Origin of the sequence: Kitasatospora sp. CB01950, assembly GCF_001905465.1 — a bacterium.
Classification (GTDB): Bacteria; Actinomycetota; Actinomycetes; order Streptomycetales; family Streptomycetaceae; genus Kitasatospora.
Window position 1 is genome coordinate 131,996 of record NZ_LISX01000013.1, and the last position, 14,780, is coordinate 146,775.

The 14,780-nt window shown below is 73.3% G+C and carries 13 protein-coding genes; 6 read left to right on the top strand and 7 right to left on the bottom strand.

The window, feature by feature from the left end:
• Window positions 1-11: 11 nt before the first annotated feature.
• Together AMK19_RS27375 and AMK19_RS27380 are read left to right on the top strand one after the other, a co-directional pair.
• The gene (locus tag AMK19_RS27375; protein ID WP_073816280.1) at window positions 12-485 is read left to right on the top strand and encodes a hypothetical protein; all 474 of its coding nucleotides are present in this window, start codon (window positions 12-14) and stop codon (window positions 483-485) included.
• Window positions 482-1,039: an NIPSNAP family protein gene (locus tag AMK19_RS27380; RefSeq protein ID WP_073816282.1), complete on the top strand. Its 558-nt coding sequence runs from the start codon at window positions 482-484 to the stop codon at window positions 1,037-1,039. Before AMK19_RS27375 ends, AMK19_RS27380 begins: the two co-directional genes overlap by 4 nt.
• Window positions 1,040-1,070: 31 nt before the next feature.
• On the opposite strand, the gene AMK19_RS27385 is transcribed toward AMK19_RS27380, so the two are convergent.
• Together AMK19_RS27385 and lepB are read right to left on the bottom strand one after the other, a co-directional pair.
• Entirely contained in the window at window positions 1,071-1,400 is a 330-nt protein-coding gene (locus tag AMK19_RS27385) for a cupin domain-containing protein (RefSeq protein ID WP_073816283.1), read from the bottom strand.
• 71 nt (window positions 1,401-1,471) lie between these two features.
• Complete coding sequence (gene lepB, locus AMK19_RS27390) at window positions 1,472-2,164, bottom strand: signal peptidase I (protein WP_241844613.1); 693 nt, start codon at window positions 2,162-2,164, stop codon at window positions 1,472-1,474.
• 157 nt (window positions 2,165-2,321) lie between these two features.
• Here lepB and AMK19_RS27395 point away from each other — a divergent pair, with 157 nt between their 5' ends.
• On the top strand, window positions 2,322-3,155 hold the full coding sequence (locus tag AMK19_RS27395; protein WP_143200426.1) for a hypothetical protein: 834 nt from the start codon (window positions 2,322-2,324) through the stop codon (window positions 3,153-3,155).
• 85 nt (window positions 3,156-3,240) lie between these two features.
• Here the strand turns inward: AMK19_RS27395 and AMK19_RS27400 are convergent, their stop codons facing one another.
• Entirely contained in the window at window positions 3,241-6,432 is a 3,192-nt protein-coding gene (locus AMK19_RS27400) for a M28 family peptidase (RefSeq protein WP_073816287.1), read from the bottom strand.
• 257 nt (window positions 6,433-6,689) lie between these two features.
• Between AMK19_RS27400 and AMK19_RS27405 the strand changes: the two genes are divergently transcribed.
• Window positions 6,690-8,084, top strand: coding sequence for a helix-turn-helix domain-containing protein (locus AMK19_RS27405; protein ID WP_073816289.1), 1,395 nt, complete (start codon window positions 6,690-6,692; stop codon window positions 8,082-8,084).
• An 81-nt stretch (window positions 8,085-8,165) separates the two neighbouring features.
• On the opposite strand, the gene AMK19_RS27410 is transcribed toward AMK19_RS27405, so the two are convergent.
• The gene (locus tag AMK19_RS27410; protein WP_241844614.1) at window positions 8,166-9,854 is read right to left on the bottom strand and encodes an MFS transporter; all 1,689 of its coding nucleotides are present in this window, start codon (window positions 9,852-9,854) and stop codon (window positions 8,166-8,168) included.
• Window positions 9,855-10,013: 159 nt separating this feature from the next.
• Between AMK19_RS27410 and AMK19_RS27415 the strand changes: the two genes are divergently transcribed.
• Together AMK19_RS27415 and AMK19_RS27420 are read left to right on the top strand one after the other, a co-directional pair.
• Window positions 10,014-11,003: a helix-turn-helix transcriptional regulator gene (locus AMK19_RS27415; protein WP_073816290.1), complete on the top strand. Its 990-nt coding sequence runs from the start codon at window positions 10,014-10,016 to the stop codon at window positions 11,001-11,003.
• Window positions 11,004-11,035: 32 nt separating this feature from the next.
• Window positions 11,036-11,413, top strand: coding sequence for a hypothetical protein (locus tag AMK19_RS27420; protein WP_073816291.1), 378 nt, complete (start codon window positions 11,036-11,038; stop codon window positions 11,411-11,413).
• Window positions 11,414-11,420: 7 nt separating this feature from the next.
• Here AMK19_RS27420 and AMK19_RS27425 read toward each other — a convergent pair whose 3' ends face one another.
• From AMK19_RS27425 to AMK19_RS27435, 3 genes are all read right to left on the bottom strand, one after another.
• Window positions 11,421-12,038: a TetR/AcrR family transcriptional regulator gene (locus tag AMK19_RS27425; protein WP_073816293.1), complete on the bottom strand. Its 618-nt coding sequence runs from the start codon at window positions 12,036-12,038 to the stop codon at window positions 11,421-11,423.
• Between the two features lie 555 nt (window positions 12,039-12,593).
• Window positions 12,594-14,024: an MFS transporter gene (locus tag AMK19_RS27430; protein ID WP_073816295.1), complete on the bottom strand. Its 1,431-nt coding sequence runs from the start codon at window positions 14,022-14,024 to the stop codon at window positions 12,594-12,596.
• A 115-nt stretch (window positions 14,025-14,139) separates the two neighbouring features.
• Window positions 14,140-14,733 carry a TetR/AcrR family transcriptional regulator gene (locus tag AMK19_RS27435; protein WP_073816296.1) on the bottom strand — a complete coding sequence of 198 codons (594 nt, stop codon included), beginning with the start codon at window positions 14,731-14,733 and terminating at the stop codon, window positions 14,140-14,142.
• Window positions 14,734-14,780: the final 47 nt, after the last annotated feature.

The following is a 14,780-nucleotide window of genomic DNA, read 5'->3' on the forward strand; positions in this document are numbered from 1 at the left end:
ACCTGCGGCGCATGAACGACTTCGACTTCCTGCACGGCACCTGGCAGGTCGCCAACCGCCGCCTCACCGCCCCGCTCGCCGAACCCGCCGGCGACACCTGGGAGGAGTTCCCCGGCCTCGCCGTGGTGCGGCCGCTGTTCGGCGGCGCGGGCAACATCGACGAGATCGACTTCCCGACCCTCGGACGGCAGGGCCTGACGCTGCGCCTGTACGACCACGCCGCGAAGGAGTGGACCATCCACTGGTCCGACAGCCGCACCGGACGGCTCGACCCGCCGATGGCCGGCCGCTTCACCGGCGACCGCGGCGACTTCTACGGCGACGACCACTACGACGGCCGCCCGATCCGGGTGCACTTCGTCTGGCAACGCCTCGGACCGGACACCGCCCGCTGGGAACAGGAGTTCTCCGCCGACGGCGGCCGCAGCTGGGAACTCAACTGGACCATGGACCTCACCCGCACCGCCGACGGAGCCGCCGCATGAGCGTCGTCGAACTGCGCCAGTACACCCTGCACCCCGGCGCCCGGGACGCCCTGATCGACCTGTTCGAGCGGGAGTTCGTCACCGGCCAGCAGGCCGTCGGCATCACGCTCGGCGGCCGCTTCCGCGACCTGGACCACCCCGACCGCTTCGTCTGGCTGCGCGCCTTCCCCGACATGGCGCACCGCCGGCGCGCCCTGGAGGCGTTCTACACCGGCCCGGTCTGGCGGGCGCACCGCGACGAGGCCAACGCCACGATGATCGACAGCGACGACGTCCTGCTGCTGCGCGGCCCCGGCTTCCTCCCCGACCCGGGCGCGACGGAAGTGCAGGCGACCATCTGCCGACCGCCCACCGCCACCGCGTTCGACGCCTGGGCCGACCGGCACCTCCACCCGCGCCACGCCCTCCACCGCACCGAACACGCCGTCAACGACTTCCCCCGACTCCCCGTCCGCACCGGCCTGGACGTCCGCGCCTGGTTCGGGCCGTCGGAACCGCCGCCCTGGCCCCCGCTCCAACGCCTGCGGCTGGCCCCGGTGACCGCGGCAGGCTGACGGCGCCGCACATTGGGTCGGCGACCGAACGTCAGTCCTGCGGGACGCCGCTGTAGGCGGGGGCGAAGAACACCAGGGCCACCAGGTCCTCGGTGATGTCGTGGAAGCGGTGCGCCTCCAGGGCCGGGACGAACAGCGCCGTGCCGGGCCCGACGTCCACCGTCCGTTCCCCGGAGGTGAACCGGCCCCGGCCCTGGGTCACCACGTACACCTCGTCCTCGCGGTGCGGCGACTGCCCGTCCGCCGAGCCCGCCGGCAGCGAGTAGGTGCCGAAACTCAGTGCGGGGACGCGCAGTTGCTCCACGTACTCGGCCGCGCCGTCCGCCCCCGGGCGGAACCGTCCACTGTCGATGATCTCCACGGGGCCCGATCCTGGCACGCCGACTGCCCCCGGCCAAACGGCAGTTGGGCGCACGCCCGGGCCGGGCGGCGTCAGCCGACGTGCCGGAAGGTCGCGGGGACGGGCAGGGAGGCCCAGCGGGGGAGTGGCCAGAGCAGGACGCGGGCGCGGCCGATGACGTGGTCGACGGGGACGAATCCGCCGCCGGCGTTGTGGAGTTGCTGGTAGCGGGAGTCCGCGGAGTCGTTGCGGTGGTCGCCCATCACCCACAGGTGGTCGGGCGGGACGGTGACCGTGCCGACGGGGTAGTCGTCGCAGGGCGTCGCGCCGGGGTACAGGTACGGCTCGTCCAGGGCGGTGCCGTTCACCGTCAGCGGGTGGCCCGCGCGGCAGTCGACGGTGTCGCCGCCGACCGCGACGACGCGCTTGATCAGGTCCTTCTCGTCCGCGGAGGGCGCCAGCCCGACCCAGCTCAGCGCGGAGCGGACCCCGCCGAGGACGCCGCCCGCACCGGCCGGCGCCGAGGTGAGCCAGCCGCCCGGGTCGCGGAAGACCACCACCTCGCCGCGGCGCGGGGTCTCGCCCAGCCACGGGCTGAACCGGTCGACGGCGACCCGGTCGCCCTTCTGCAGGGTGCCCATCATCGAGCCGGACGGGATGACGAACACCTGGAACACGAAGGTCTTCAGCACGAACGCCGCCAGCAGCGCCACCGCGGCCGGCACCACCAGCCCGCGCAGCTTCCGGGTCGAGGCGCCGGCGAGCGGCGCGAAGCGGTACGGCAACGGACGACCCTTCCCCCGGGAGGCCGAACGGGCCCTCGCGGCCCCGGCCGTGCGCCATCGTACGGACGCGGCCCGTCGGGCGGGCGTAAGCGGCTGTCGTCGGGAGCCGATACCTTGCGTCAACTCCCTTGGTACGAATGGAAAGAGAGATGCGCCCGTGACGACTGGAACGGACTGGGACGCGGCACTGGCCGACGCCTTCGCGATACTGCTCGACGGCGCGGCGGACGACGGGAAGGACACCGGGTACGGGGTGTACTACGCCTCGGAGACCCTCGACGAGTTCCTGTTCCCGTGCGCCTGGGCCACCGCCGACGCGCTGGCGGACGGCGCGCCCAGGCACCTGCCGGACCCGGACGGCCCGTACCCGTTCTCGCCGTGGAACTGGCGGTTCGACCTGGCGGCGTCGCTGTTCCGTTTCGACGCCGACCTGCTGGCCGCCACCGGACTGTGGGGTGCGGACGGCCACAAGGGCCCCCGGCCGTTCGACGACGCCTTCGTCGCCGACCTGCGCGCCGCGGCCGCCGAGGACGCCGCCGGCGCGGCCCTGGTGACCGGGGCCGCCCTGGCGCCGCTGCTGGAACGGCACGGACTCGACCTGGCCGACAAGCGGTGCAAGAAGCTGAACTACTGGCTGACCGTCGTGCTGCGCGTCGCCACCGACGGCACCCTGCACGACGCGATGCGGGCCGCCACCTTCACCGAGCGCGGCCCCGACCACCTGGTGACCTCGTACGACGTGGACACCGCCCGCCCCGCCGCCGCGCCCTGGCAGGAGCGCCTCGGCGCGCTGACGCACCCCGCGCTCCGCGACCACCTGCGCGTGCTGTGCCGCTCCGAGGCCGACGCGCGCAGCGAGGGCGGCTTCTTCACCGGAGCCGGCGACGGACCGTGGAGCGACGTGCTGGACGCCGCCGGCTGCTCGACCGTCGCGGGCTGGGGGTTCGGCGAGTCGCAGGCCGCCACGGCCGTGGTGCGACTGCCGAACTGACGCGACGCCGAAAAACGAGCGGTGCCGCGGCCCGTCCCCCAACCGGCCGCGGCACCACCCGCCGTACTGCCTTACTGCCCCGCGGCTAGATGCGCTGCCAGAGGGCGGGAACCACGTCCGGCGTCCAGGTGCTCTGCGAGAGGTGCGCCTGCAGGCAGCGGTAGCTGACGCCGTTGTAGGTGACCACGTCACCCGTGTTGTAGTTGACGCCGGCGGCCCAGGTGGTGTTGCCGCCGCCACCGCCGTTCACCACCAGGGTGAAGGTGGTGGAGTGGGTGGCCGAGGCGCCGGTGCCGGTCAGCGTGATGGTGTAGGTGCCGGCCGGGGTGGAGGAGGAGGTGGCGACCGTCACGGACGAGCTGCCGCCGCTGGAGACGGAGGACGGGCTGAACGAGACGGTGGTGCCGGACGGCGCGCCGCTCGCGGTCAGCGCCACGCTCTGCGCCGAGCCGGAGGTGGTCGCGGTGGAGAGCGTCGCGGTCGCGGCGGAGCCGGCCTGGACGGTGCCGGTGGCCGGGTTCACCGAGACGCTGAAGTCGTTGACCGGCGTGGTGGTGCCGCCGACCGAGGTCTTCCAGATCGCGTACGCCACGCCGTCGGCGTTGCGGTTCAGCACCGTCGCGTCGACGTTGGAGGTGGTGTCGCACGACGAGTGGTAGCACGAGTCGTACGAACGGCCCGCCGTGCCGCCCCACTTGGCGGCCTGCGCCGAGGTCTTGGTGGCGTCCGCGCCCGCCGCGTAGCCCGAGGTCGGGATGCCCGCCTGCTGGAACGAGTAGTCGTCGGAACGGCCCTGGCCCTCGACGTTCTCCTCCGGCTGGAGGTTCAGCGAGTCCCAGTACGCCTTCAGCGGCGCCGCGGTGGCCGAGTTGACGTTGTTGACGAAGTAGCCGGCGTTGGTGGAGCCGACCATGTCGAAGTTGTAGTAGCCCTTGATCGCCGAACGCTGGGTCGAGGACAGCTGGCCCACGTAGTACGCCGAACCCTGCATGCCCTGCTCTTCACCGGCCCACCAGGCGAACCGGACGTGCTTGGTCATGTTCGGGTTCTGCTGCGCCAGGACGAGCGCGTTCTCCAGCAGCACCGCCGAACCGGAGCCGTTGTCGTTGATGCCCGGGCCGGCCGAGACCGAGTCCAGGTGCGCGCCGAACATGGTGACCTGGTCCGACGGGCCGCCCGGCCAGTCCGCGATCAGGTTGTTCGAGCTGTACGAGCAGGAGGTGCAGGTCTGCTCGCTGACGGTGTAGCCCGCCGCCTGCAGCTTGCCCTTGAGGTACGCCAGCGACTGCGTGTAACCCGCGCTGCCCGCCCGGCGGTTGCCGCCGTTCTGCTGCGCGATCGTGTACAGCTGGCTCAGGTGCGCCTGCACGTTGGCGACGTTGATGTCCGGGGCCGAACCGCCGGGGTTGCCCCCGCCGCTCACCGTCAGCTGGTACTGCGCGGTGTGGGTGGCCGGGCCGGAGCCGGTCACCGTCAGCGGGTAGGTGCCCGCCGCGGTGTTCGCGCCGACGCTGATGTTCAGCGTCGCCGAACCGCCGGACTGCACGCTCGACGGGGAGACCGTCGCCGTGGTGCCGGAGGGCGCGCCGGTCACGGACAGCGAGACGGTCGAGGCCGAGCCGGCGGTGACGGAGGTGGAGATCGTCGCCGTGGTGGAGGAGCCCGCCTGCACGGTGCCCGAGGACGGGCTCAGCGCCAGCGAGTAGTCGCTCGGGTTGCCGGCGCAGGTCGGGTCGCCGGGCTGGGCCGGCACCGAGACGGCGTCCCAGGCGGCCTTGGTGCGGTTGAACAGGTTGCAGGTGGAGTCGAGGTTCTTCGCGGCCGTCAGGGTCGCGGTGCGGTACTTCTTGTACGTCATGCCGCTGGTCTTCAGCAGCATGCCGCCGTAGAAGATCTTGCCCGCGGTCTGGATGCCGACGCCCGTCACCGAGGACGAGTTGCAGGTCGGGCTGGACGGCTTGCCGCCGCCCGGGGCCGAGCCCTCCGCCAGCAGGTAGAACCAGTGGTTCAGCGGGCCGGCCGCCGCGTGCTCCTCGGTGTTCGGGATCGACGACGAGTAGCAGTTCGGGTTGCCGGATATCTGCGACGGGTTGTACATCACCCGGATCGGGCCCTGCCCGACCAGGTTGATCATCTCGCCGACCGTGTAGTCCGGGGTGTCGTACGGCGCCGGCTCGTTGGCGTACGCCTCGGTCAGCGCACCCATGATGTCGCCGGTCGCCTCGCCCAGGCCCGCCTCGTTGCTGGAGGCGCCGCCCGGCGTGAACTGGTCGAGGCCGTGGCCGAACTCGTGGCCCACCACGTCGATCGCCGCGATCCACTCGTTGGCCTGGCTGTGGCCGATCGAGATGGTCGAGCCGTCCCAGTACGCGTTGACGTCGTTCAGGCCGACCTTCACCGGCCAGCTGCCGCCGTTGCCGTTGTGGCCGTTGCGACCCAGCCAGTCGCGGAGCATGTCCCACTCCTTCTGCGCCGCGAACATCGCGTCGGCGCAGCCGGTCTCCTTCGAGGTCGCGGCACCCGTGCCCCAGGAGTCGGTGGACTTGCTGAAGACCGAACCGGTCGAGTAGTCCGAACACTGCAGGCCCGGACGGCTCGGGTCGCGCAGCGAGTACGAACTGCCCGAGCCGGTGGTCGAGATGGTCAGGCCCGCCGGGCCGTTCCACTTGCTGTTGATGGTGCCGGCCTTGACGTCGTCGTAGCTGTCGGCGACCTCGCCGGTGATCGCGTCGACGAACACGTGCAGGTGGCTGGGCCGGCTCTCGGTCGAACCCGACAGCACCGACTCCCAGGCCAGGCGCGAGGTGCCGTCCTTGACCCGGACCACCAGGCGCGGCGCCTCGGCGGAGTCCACCTTCGCCAGCTTCGCGCGCGCGGCCTTCTCCGCGGCCGCCGCGCTCACCTTCGCCTTCGTCGGCACCCCGACCGGGCCCGACGCCGCGCTCTGCACCGAGCGGACCTTGCCCTGCCCGTCGGCGAGCACCACCGCGTCGCCGCCGACCACCGGCAGGCCCTTGTAGGTGCGCTCGTACGACACCGAGTACAGGCCGCCGACGAACGGGGTGACCGAGGACCGCTCGTACGCCTCGTCAGGACCCTTGGCCAGCGCGTCCAGGCCGGCCGAGGCGGCCAGATCCGCGGCCGAGACCGCCGCGGCCAGTGGTGTCGGCGCGAGCGGGGCGGGGGTCGGGGAGGCGACAGCCTGCCCGACGAAACCGCCCAGCATGCCGCCCAGCACGGCCAGGGTGGTGCCGGCGGTCAGCAATCTGCGTTTCATTCAGAGCTCCTATGTGTGGGGGTGCCACAGGTGTGGGGGTGCCCGGAACCCTCACACCCTCGCCATGCCACGGTCAACGGATCGGACAGCCCGCACCAAGGGCTGGCAAGTTCCGTCAAATGCCCGGCCCCCGGGAGACATTGGCAAAGAATTGGTACAGACCACGCCATGTACGCGGCCGGGGTGCGTTCGGTACCGTCTCGATACCGCCCCCACCCCGGGCGGACGCAGCGAAGCCTTCGGGGAGGTGGCGGCGCATGCTGGAGACAACCGACCGGGTCGACACACCGGACAGCGGAAGCTGGCAGGAGTTCGGCGCACTGCTGCGCCACTGGCGCCGCCACGCCGGCTGGACCCAGGCCCAACTCGGCGCCGCCGTCGGCTACGACCACACCGCCGTCAGCCGCCTCGAACACGGCGCCCGCCGCGCCACCCCCCGGCTCGCCCGCCGCCTCGACGAACTCCTGTGCACCAGCGGCGAACTGACCCGCTGCCACGGACGCGCCGAAACCGCCGAGGCCGACCGCCCCGCCCTGCCCGCCCACCTGCTGCGCCCCCCGCTGCCGCCCGGCGACAGCGCCGCCGCGGTCGTCGCCGCCGACCACTGGCCGACCGGCCTGCCCCACCACGACCTCCAGTGCCCGCTGCACGGCGCGGCCGGCTGCCAACTCCCGCCGCCCGCCGTCGCCCTGGCCCTGCACGCCGCGTTCCGCGACGACCCCGCCGCACCGCTCGACACCGACACCGTGCACGCCCTCGTCGCCGTCCTCGGGACCCAACTCCACAGCGCCGAACGGGCCATGGGCGAACGCGGACCCGGCGCCGTGATCGAGACCACGCTGCGCGCCGTCGTCGCCCGCCTCGTCGACGCCCCCACCCGGCACCGCCGCGTCCTCGCCCGCCTCGCCGCCGAACACGCCCACGCCGCCGGCAGCCTGCGCCTGCACGGCGGACGCCCCGCCACCGCGATGGCCTGCTTCGACCGCGCCGTCGGCTGGGCCGCCCTGGCCGGCGACCCCGCCACCCAGGTCGCCGCCCTCAGCGACATGGCCGTCCTCGGACTGCTCGACGACGACCCCGCCTCCTCCCGCGACTACGCCCGCGAGATCCGCCGCGCCGCACCCGAACACCACTGGTCCGGCGCGCTCTCCCGGATCGGCGAGGCCCGCGCCACCGCACTCGCCGGCGACGTCCGCGCCACCGTCCGCCACCTCGCGCTGGCCCGCCACCACCTCGACCAGCCCGAGGACGCCTCCTCCCTGGTCTCCTGGCTCGCCCCGCCCGCCCTGCGGATGCGCCTCGAATCCGGCTCCTCCGCCGCCCTGCGCGACCTCGCCGTCGCCGGCGGAGACCCCCGCCTCGCCCGCCGCGCCCTGACCGCCGCACACACCGCCCTCGACCTGCTCGGCACCGGCCAACTCCCCGCCGCCCGCGCCATGCTGACCGCCCGCATCGCCGACTGCCAGCTCTGCCAGGACGACCCGCACGCCGCCGTCGCCACCCTCGCCCCCCTCCTCGACACCCCGCCCGACGCCCTCCCCGCCCTGGTCCGCCACGAACTGCGCGGCCTGCGCACCCGCCTCGCCGCCGGCGCCCCCCGCTGGGGCCGCACCGCCACCGAGACCGCCGCCCGGCTGGCCGCCGCGATCTGACCACGACTCCCTCCGTGCCGTGACGATCCACGGAGGGACGGCGTTCCGGTCGGCGGTGGCCCCTCGGGAGACGCACCGTTCCTAGGTGTGGAGCCGGCCGGCGTCGATCGCGGCGTTCGATGCCGCTTCGGCGGGTTGGCGCCCTCCCCGCTGCCGGGTGCCCTGGCCGGGCCGGGGGACGAGGAAGGTCGCCAGCATGCCGAGGACGAGCAGCGCGGCACAGGTCCAGCCGCTGATCCGGACCGCGTGGGACATGGCGTCGCGGGCGGCGTCGGCGGCGGACGCCGTCCGCGGGTCGTTGCCGAGCCCGGAGATCATCGCGCCGGCGCTGTCGGAGACCGCCGAGGACAGCTGGTCGGCGGTGGCCCCGGGTGTTCCCAGCCGGACGAGCCGGTGCGACAGGTCGGAGGCCAGTGCCGTGAAGAACGTCGAGGTCAGGACCGCAATACCGAGTGCGGAGCCGAGTTGGCGTGCGGCGCTCTGGATCCCGGAGCCCTGGCCGGCCTGCCACGGCGGCACGTCGGCCAGGACCACGTCGGTGATCCGGGCCGTGGCGAAGCCGACCCCCATGCCGTACAGGAACAGGGCGATGGCGATGACCCACCACTGGGAGTCGCGGTCGGCCAGCAGGCCGAACACCGGCAGGCCGGCGGCCTCCAGGGCCAGGCCGATCCGGACCAGGCCGAGCGGCCCGATCCGCTCGGCCATGCCGAAGCTCGCGCCGCTCGCGAAGAAGCTGCCGACCGCGACGACGAAGACCAGTAGCCCGGTCCGGAGCGGGGAGTAACCCAGGGCGTACTGGAGCCACAGCGGCAGCACGGCGAGCATGCCGAACTCGGCCAGGGCGATGACGAGTGTCGCGAGGTTGCCCGTGCTGAAGGACTTGATGGCGAACAGCGAAGTGTCCATCAGCGGCGCCGTGCCGTTGCCCCGGGTGCGCCGCACCTGGAGGAACAGGAAGAGGGCGAGACACACCACCGCGACGATCAGGGAGACCGGAACGACCGACAGGCCCGTGCCGTCCCCGAAAGGGCCGAAGTCCTTGCGCGGTTCCCACCACCCGTAATTGCGTCCCTCGATCAGCGCGAACGCGAGAAGACCGAGGCCCAGCACCGACGCCACCGCGCCGCCGGCGTCGATTCGTCCCGGTCGGCGGAGGGAGGGCCGGAGAAACCTCATGACGCCGACGAGGATCAGCACGACGACCGCGATGTTGATGCCGAACGCCCACCGCCAGGAGTAGTCGGCGAGCCGGCCACCCAGCAGCGGTCCGACTGCGGCGGCCGCCCCGATCGTCGATCCCCAGACGGCGAACGCCTTGCCGCGGTCCGGACCCCGGAAGGTCAGATTGAGCAGCGCCAGCGAGGTCGGCATGACGATCGCGCCCCCGACACCCTGCGCGATCCGGCCGGCGATCAACAGCTCCCCGGTGGGCGACACCGCCGCGGCGACGCTGGCCAGCCCGAAGACCACGGTCCCGACCATGAACAGCCTGCGCGCTCCCAGGATGTCCGAGAGACGGCCCATCACCAGCAGCAGGGCGGCCAGGACGATCGCGTAGGACTCCTGGATCCACTGGGCGCCGAAGGCGGAGAGCTCCAGGTCGTCGATGATCGGCGGCATCACCACATTGACGATGGTGAAGTCCACGACCACCAGCGAGACGCCGAGGGAAATGGCGACCAGGCCCCACCAGGCGCGCCGATCGGCGGGCGAGGCCCGAGCCGGGTTCTCGGGCACAGCATTTTCGGGCACAGCCTTCTCGGACACGGCGTTCTTCCGTTCTGTTCGACGGGGGTGCACCCGGTTCGGTCGCCGAGGGCGAGGCAGGGGGTGCCGGGGAGGCGTCCGGCCTCCGAGCCAGTGGCACCCTGCCAGCAGAAGAGGACGTAATCTGACCGCTACTCACACCAATCCGGAGGGCAGTCCGTGATCGCCAACCGAACGCTGGAGCTGCTCAGCCTGCTTCAGGCCCAGAAGGAGTGGACCGGCGACGGTCTGGCCGAGCGGCTGGGGGTGTCCCCGCGGACGGTCCGGCGCGACATCAACCGACTGCGCGAACTGGGCTATCCCGTCACGGCGCGCAAAGGCCCCTCCGGCTTCTACCGGCTGTCCCGCGGAGCGCGGCTGCCCCCGCTGATCGTCGACGACGAGCAGGCCGTCGCCATCGCGCTGGCCCTGCAGACGGCTCCGGCCTCGGTGATCGGCATGGGGGACGCCACGAAGCGGGCGCTGAACTCCATCAAGGAGCTGCTGCCTCCCCACCTGGCCCGCAGGCTGGCGACCTTCTCGGTCGAACAGCTGGAGAACGCCTGGGAGTTGGCCCCGCCCCAGGTCGATCCCGCGCTGCTGGCGCAGCTGAGCGCCGCCGCGCAGCAGCGCGAGCTGGTGCGGTTCGCCTACCGGTCCGTCGACCGCGACCCGGTGGACGACGAGGTTCTGGTCGAACCCCATCGGCTCGTCGTCTGGTCCGGGCGCTGGTATCTGGTGGGGTACGACCGGCGCGGGAACTCCTGGCACACCTATCGGCTCGACCGCATCGGGCAACTGACCTCCACCGCCTGGCGGTTCGGTCCCCGTGATGTGCCGGAGGCGGACCTCACCCGCTTCGTCCAGCTCCAGCCCGACCGGGGGGACGCCGCGGACACCTGGCCGTGCTGGGGCACCGTCCTGATGGAGTGCCCCGCGACGTTGGTGGCGAAGTGGGCTCCGGGCACGGCGAGCTTCGAAGCGATCGACGAGCGGATCACCCGGATCCGGATGGGGGCGTGGTCCTGGTCGGGGCTCATCGGTTTCCTCATCACCTTCAACTGCCCGTTCACCGTCGAAGGACCGCCCGAACTCGCCGAAGCGGCCCGCCAGGTGATCGGCCGCCTCGACGCCGCCGCGCATGACGCCCCCTCCGGGCGGGGATTATGATCGCCTGATTCACCGATCCCGAGGAGGCAGCCATGGGCGCAGCAGACGATCGCGAGCCGGAGATCTCGGACGCGGACCTGCTCGACGTCGCCGACAATCCGTCGCAGGCCGCGGAGTTGCACCGGGCGCTGCGGACGATCGCGAAGACGGACGGCGTCGGGCCGGAGCTCCAGCAGATGGCCCGGGAGGTGCTGAGCGGGCGGATCGGGATGCGGGACGTGGTGGAGTCCGACCGGTACCTCTCGGCGATCGGCGCGCGGCTCGGCGAGATGCGGACCGCGGCGGAGAACCTGTCGCCGGAGGAGCGCGCCGAGTCCGAGAAGCGGGCGGTCAAGCTGCGTGAGCAGTCCGAGGCGGAGTACGGGCCGGACGAGCCCGAGGAGTGGGAGCGCCCGCGCGAGGAGCGCTGACGGTGCGTCAGTCCGGCCGCACGGCCGAGGCGACGGTCGCTTCGAGCGCGGCCAGCGCCTCGGCCGAGGTGAACCGGCCGGACTCGACCTGGTCGCCCGCGGCGAGGATCAGCGTGTAGACACTGGTGACCAGCCAGTGGGCGGGCAGGTCGGCACGGAGGACGCCCTCGTCCTGCCCGCGGGTGATCAACTGCTCGACGGTGGCGAGGATGTCGGCATGCCGGTCCTCGACGGTCTCCGCGGGCAGGGCGCGACGGGCGGCGTGCAGCATCCGCAGGTTGCGGTCGAGCAGCTGCCAGGACGAACGCAGCAGGGTGCGCAGGGCCTGGTCGGCCGGAGAGTCCGCCAGGTTCTGGGCCGCGACAGTGGCCGTGACCTCGCGCAGCGCACGGTCCATCAACTCGCCGAGCAGCGCCTCCCGGGACGGGAAGTGCGCGTACAGGGTGACCCTGCCGACGCCCGCCGCAGCGGCGATCTCGGTCATGCTGGCCTGCGGGTCACGGGCGAAGCAGCCGGCGGCGGCGGCCAGGATCGCGGCGATGTTGCGTTCGGCGTCGGCCCGCCGGGCCTGGCCGGAGCCGCCCCGCCGGGTGGGCGCGGCGGCGCGGCGCTGGTCGGAGTCCATGGTGGGAAGTCTAGGCCCGTCTCCTGCGGACCCCCGGAGGGCTCCTTCCGGGCCCGGAGCGGCTTGGAGACTCCGGTGGTACGGGGGAGGCCGGCGGCGACCTCGAAGGTGCGCCGGCAAGTGCGGGTCGAGCGGGAAAACGGCCCGACTGCGCGCAGTGCATGGGTGGTCGGGGCAGGGACGCCGGCCTCGACCCGGGGAGCTACCTGCTGGTCCGGGCAGGCCAGGTGGAACGGTCCGCGCACGCCGTTCGACCCGGTGGCCCGGGAGACCTTCCCGCCGAGCCCGGACGGGCCGGTCAACTGGCTGGGGCAGGAGGGTGGTTGGCCCGCCCGCGTGGTCGCACGCACCGGCCCGGTCGGGGTTGAGCGGAGGGCACGGTGTGCGCCGCCGGTTGCAGGTGTGCCTCTCGGCCGGGCGGCACGTGACGCCGGGATCTCCTTTCCGGGCCCCGGGGAGCTGCGGTGGCCGTACGGGCGTTGCCGGCAGGCCACCCGACTGCGCCCGGCGTGCGACCGGTTGGCTGCTCCGCCCGGGGCCCCGGCCCGGGGCGTTTCAGTGGGCGTGCATGCCCGCCGGGTGCTGGGCGCGGCCCGGGGGGATCAGGGTCGGGGCGAGGGCGGCCGTCAGGAGGGCGACGGCGGCGAGGAGGAGGTGGGCGGTGGGGAAGCCGGCGGAGGTGTGGGCGGCGATGCCCGGGGCGGCGGCGGTGGAGACCAGGGCGATGCCGATCGCGCCGCCGACCTCGTGGAAGGTGTTGACGACGCCGGAGGCCACGCCCGCCTCGTGGTGGGAGGCGTCGCCGAGGGCGGTGGTGGTCGCGCAGACCAGGACCGGCACCACCCCGAACGCGGCGACGGTGAGCCCGGCGACCGTCCAGGCCGGGCCGTCGGTGAGGGCGAGGAGCAGACTTCCGGCCGCCGCGAGCAGCAGGCCGCCGGCGGCGACGGCGCGGACGCTCGCGCGGGCCAGCAGATGACCCGTCAGGTGGGCGGCGACGGCGGTGCCGGCCGCCATCGGCAGGACCAGCGCGCCGGTGGCGAGCGCCGAGAGGTGGCGGACCTCCTGCAGGTAGAGCGAGCCGAGGAAGACCAGGCCGAGCAGCAGCACGGTGGCCACCAGCATCAGCAGCGACCCGGCGGCGACCGGACGGCGGGCCAGCACGCGGACGTCCAGCAGCGGGGCGGCCGTGCGCCGCTCGACCACCGCGAACAGGACGTACAGCGCGGCGGCGCCGAGCAGCGGCAGCAGCACGTCGGCCGAACTCCAGCCGCTGTCACCGGCGTTGACCAGTCCGAGGACGAGCGCGCCGGTGGCGGCGGTGACCAGCAGCGCCCCGGGCAGGTCGACGTGTCGCCCGCCGGTCGGCGGCGCGGCGGGGAGCAGGGCGGGCAGGGCGGCGAGGAGGCCGAGGCCGACCGGCAGGTTGACGAAGAACACCCAGTGCCAGCCGGGGCCGGCGGTGAGGAGGCCGCCGAGCATCGCGCCGGCCGCGAAGCCGATTCCGCCGAGCATCGCCCACACGCCCAGCGCCCGGGTGCGTTCCGGCCCGTCGAAGCTACGGGTCAGCGCGGTCAGCGCGGCCGGCGACACCAGGGCCGCACCCACCCCCTGCGCCGCGCGCCCGGCCAGCAGCAGGACCGGACCGTCGGCCAGCCCGGCCGTCAACGAGGCCGCGGTGAACAGGACCAGACCGGCCGTCAGCATCCGGCGCGCCCCGAACGCGTCGGCCAGGCGGCCGCCCAGCAGCATCAGTCCGCCGAAGCAGAGCGTGTACGCGGTGACCGCCCAGGTCAGCGCGGAGCGGCCGAGGTGCAGGTCGGCGCCGATCGCGGGCAGCGCGACGTTGATCACCGTGACGTCCACGATCAGCATGAACTGGGCCAGGCAGAGCACCCCCAGCAGCAGCCGCCGGCGCGGGTGCGCCGCGGGCCGGTGGGGCGAGGGCCGGTGGGGCGGGGACGGTCGGTGTGCGGTGCCGTGCATGGTCGGACCCCCATTAACTCGAACAGTAGTGTACGGGTTAATGGATACCGGAAAACCTCGAACTTGAACAGTAGTGTTCGAGTTCGAGCGGATTTCCGAGGATCTCCCGGCCGGCTCAGACGAGTTGGACCAGCGCCCGGGCCGCGTCCGCGAAGAACTGCTCGTCGGCGGTGTCGGCGAGGCCCAGCACCACGCCCTGGGTGAGGCCGACGAACAGCGGCCGCAGCGCGCCGACCAGGCGCTGCGCCTGATCCGCCGTCACCGTGCCGGCACCGTGCGCCCGGCCGGCGAACAGCCCCACCAGCCGGTCCTCCTGGGCGCGGATCGACTCGGCCAGCCGGATGCGCAGGTCGGCGTCGTGCACCGCCATGTCCAGCAGCGTGACCTGGAGCGAGAGGGCGGCCGTCGCGCCGGGGGCGTCGCAGCTGCGGCGGTAGTGGCGGGCGAAGGACTCGACCGCCGCCGGGAGGTCGAGCTCGCGCGGCAGGGTCTGTTCGAGCTCGGCGTAGTGCGGGCCCAGGTGGTCCGCGACGACGGCCACCACCAGGCCGTTCTTGCTGCCGAACAGCGAGTAGACCGCGCCCGTGGTCACCCCGGCCAGCTCGGCGATCTCGTCCAGGCGGGCCCGGTGGCCGTCCCGGGAGACCACCTGGAGGGCGGCGTCCAGCAGTGCCCGGCGGTTGCGTTCCTTGGCCTCGGCTCTCGTCATTCGCATAAGAGGATTATGCTCGTAATCTCGTTACGAGAAAACCGTCC

Bases quoted from the DNA above. Each gene is read 5' to 3' on its own strand.
- AMK19_RS27375 (WP_073816280.1), top strand. From the start codon at position 12: ATGAACGACTTCGACTTCCTGCACGGCACCTGGCAGGTCGCCAACCGC.
- AMK19_RS27380 (WP_073816282.1), top strand. From the start codon at position 482: ATGAGCGTCGTCGAACTGCGCCAGTACACCCTGCACCCCGGCGCCCGG.
- AMK19_RS27400 (WP_073816287.1), bottom strand. From the start codon at position 6,432: ATGAAACGCAGATTGCTGACCGCCGGCACCACCCTGGCCGTGCTGGGC.
- AMK19_RS27405 (WP_073816289.1), top strand. From the start codon at position 6,690: ATGCTGGAGACAACCGACCGGGTCGACACACCGGACAGCGGAAGCTGG.
- AMK19_RS27420 (WP_073816291.1), top strand. From the start codon at position 11,036: ATGGGCGCAGCAGACGATCGCGAGCCGGAGATCTCGGACGCGGACCTG.
- AMK19_RS27425 (WP_073816293.1), bottom strand. From the start codon at position 12,038: ATGGACTCCGACCAGCGCCGCGCCGCCGCGCCCACCCGGCGGGGCGGC.
- AMK19_RS27430 (WP_073816295.1), bottom strand. From the start codon at position 14,024: ATGCACGGCACCGCACACCGACCGTCCCCGCCCCACCGGCCCTCGCCC.
- AMK19_RS27435 (WP_073816296.1), bottom strand. From the start codon at position 14,733: ATGACGAGAGCCGAGGCCAAGGAACGCAACCGCCGGGCACTGCTGGAC.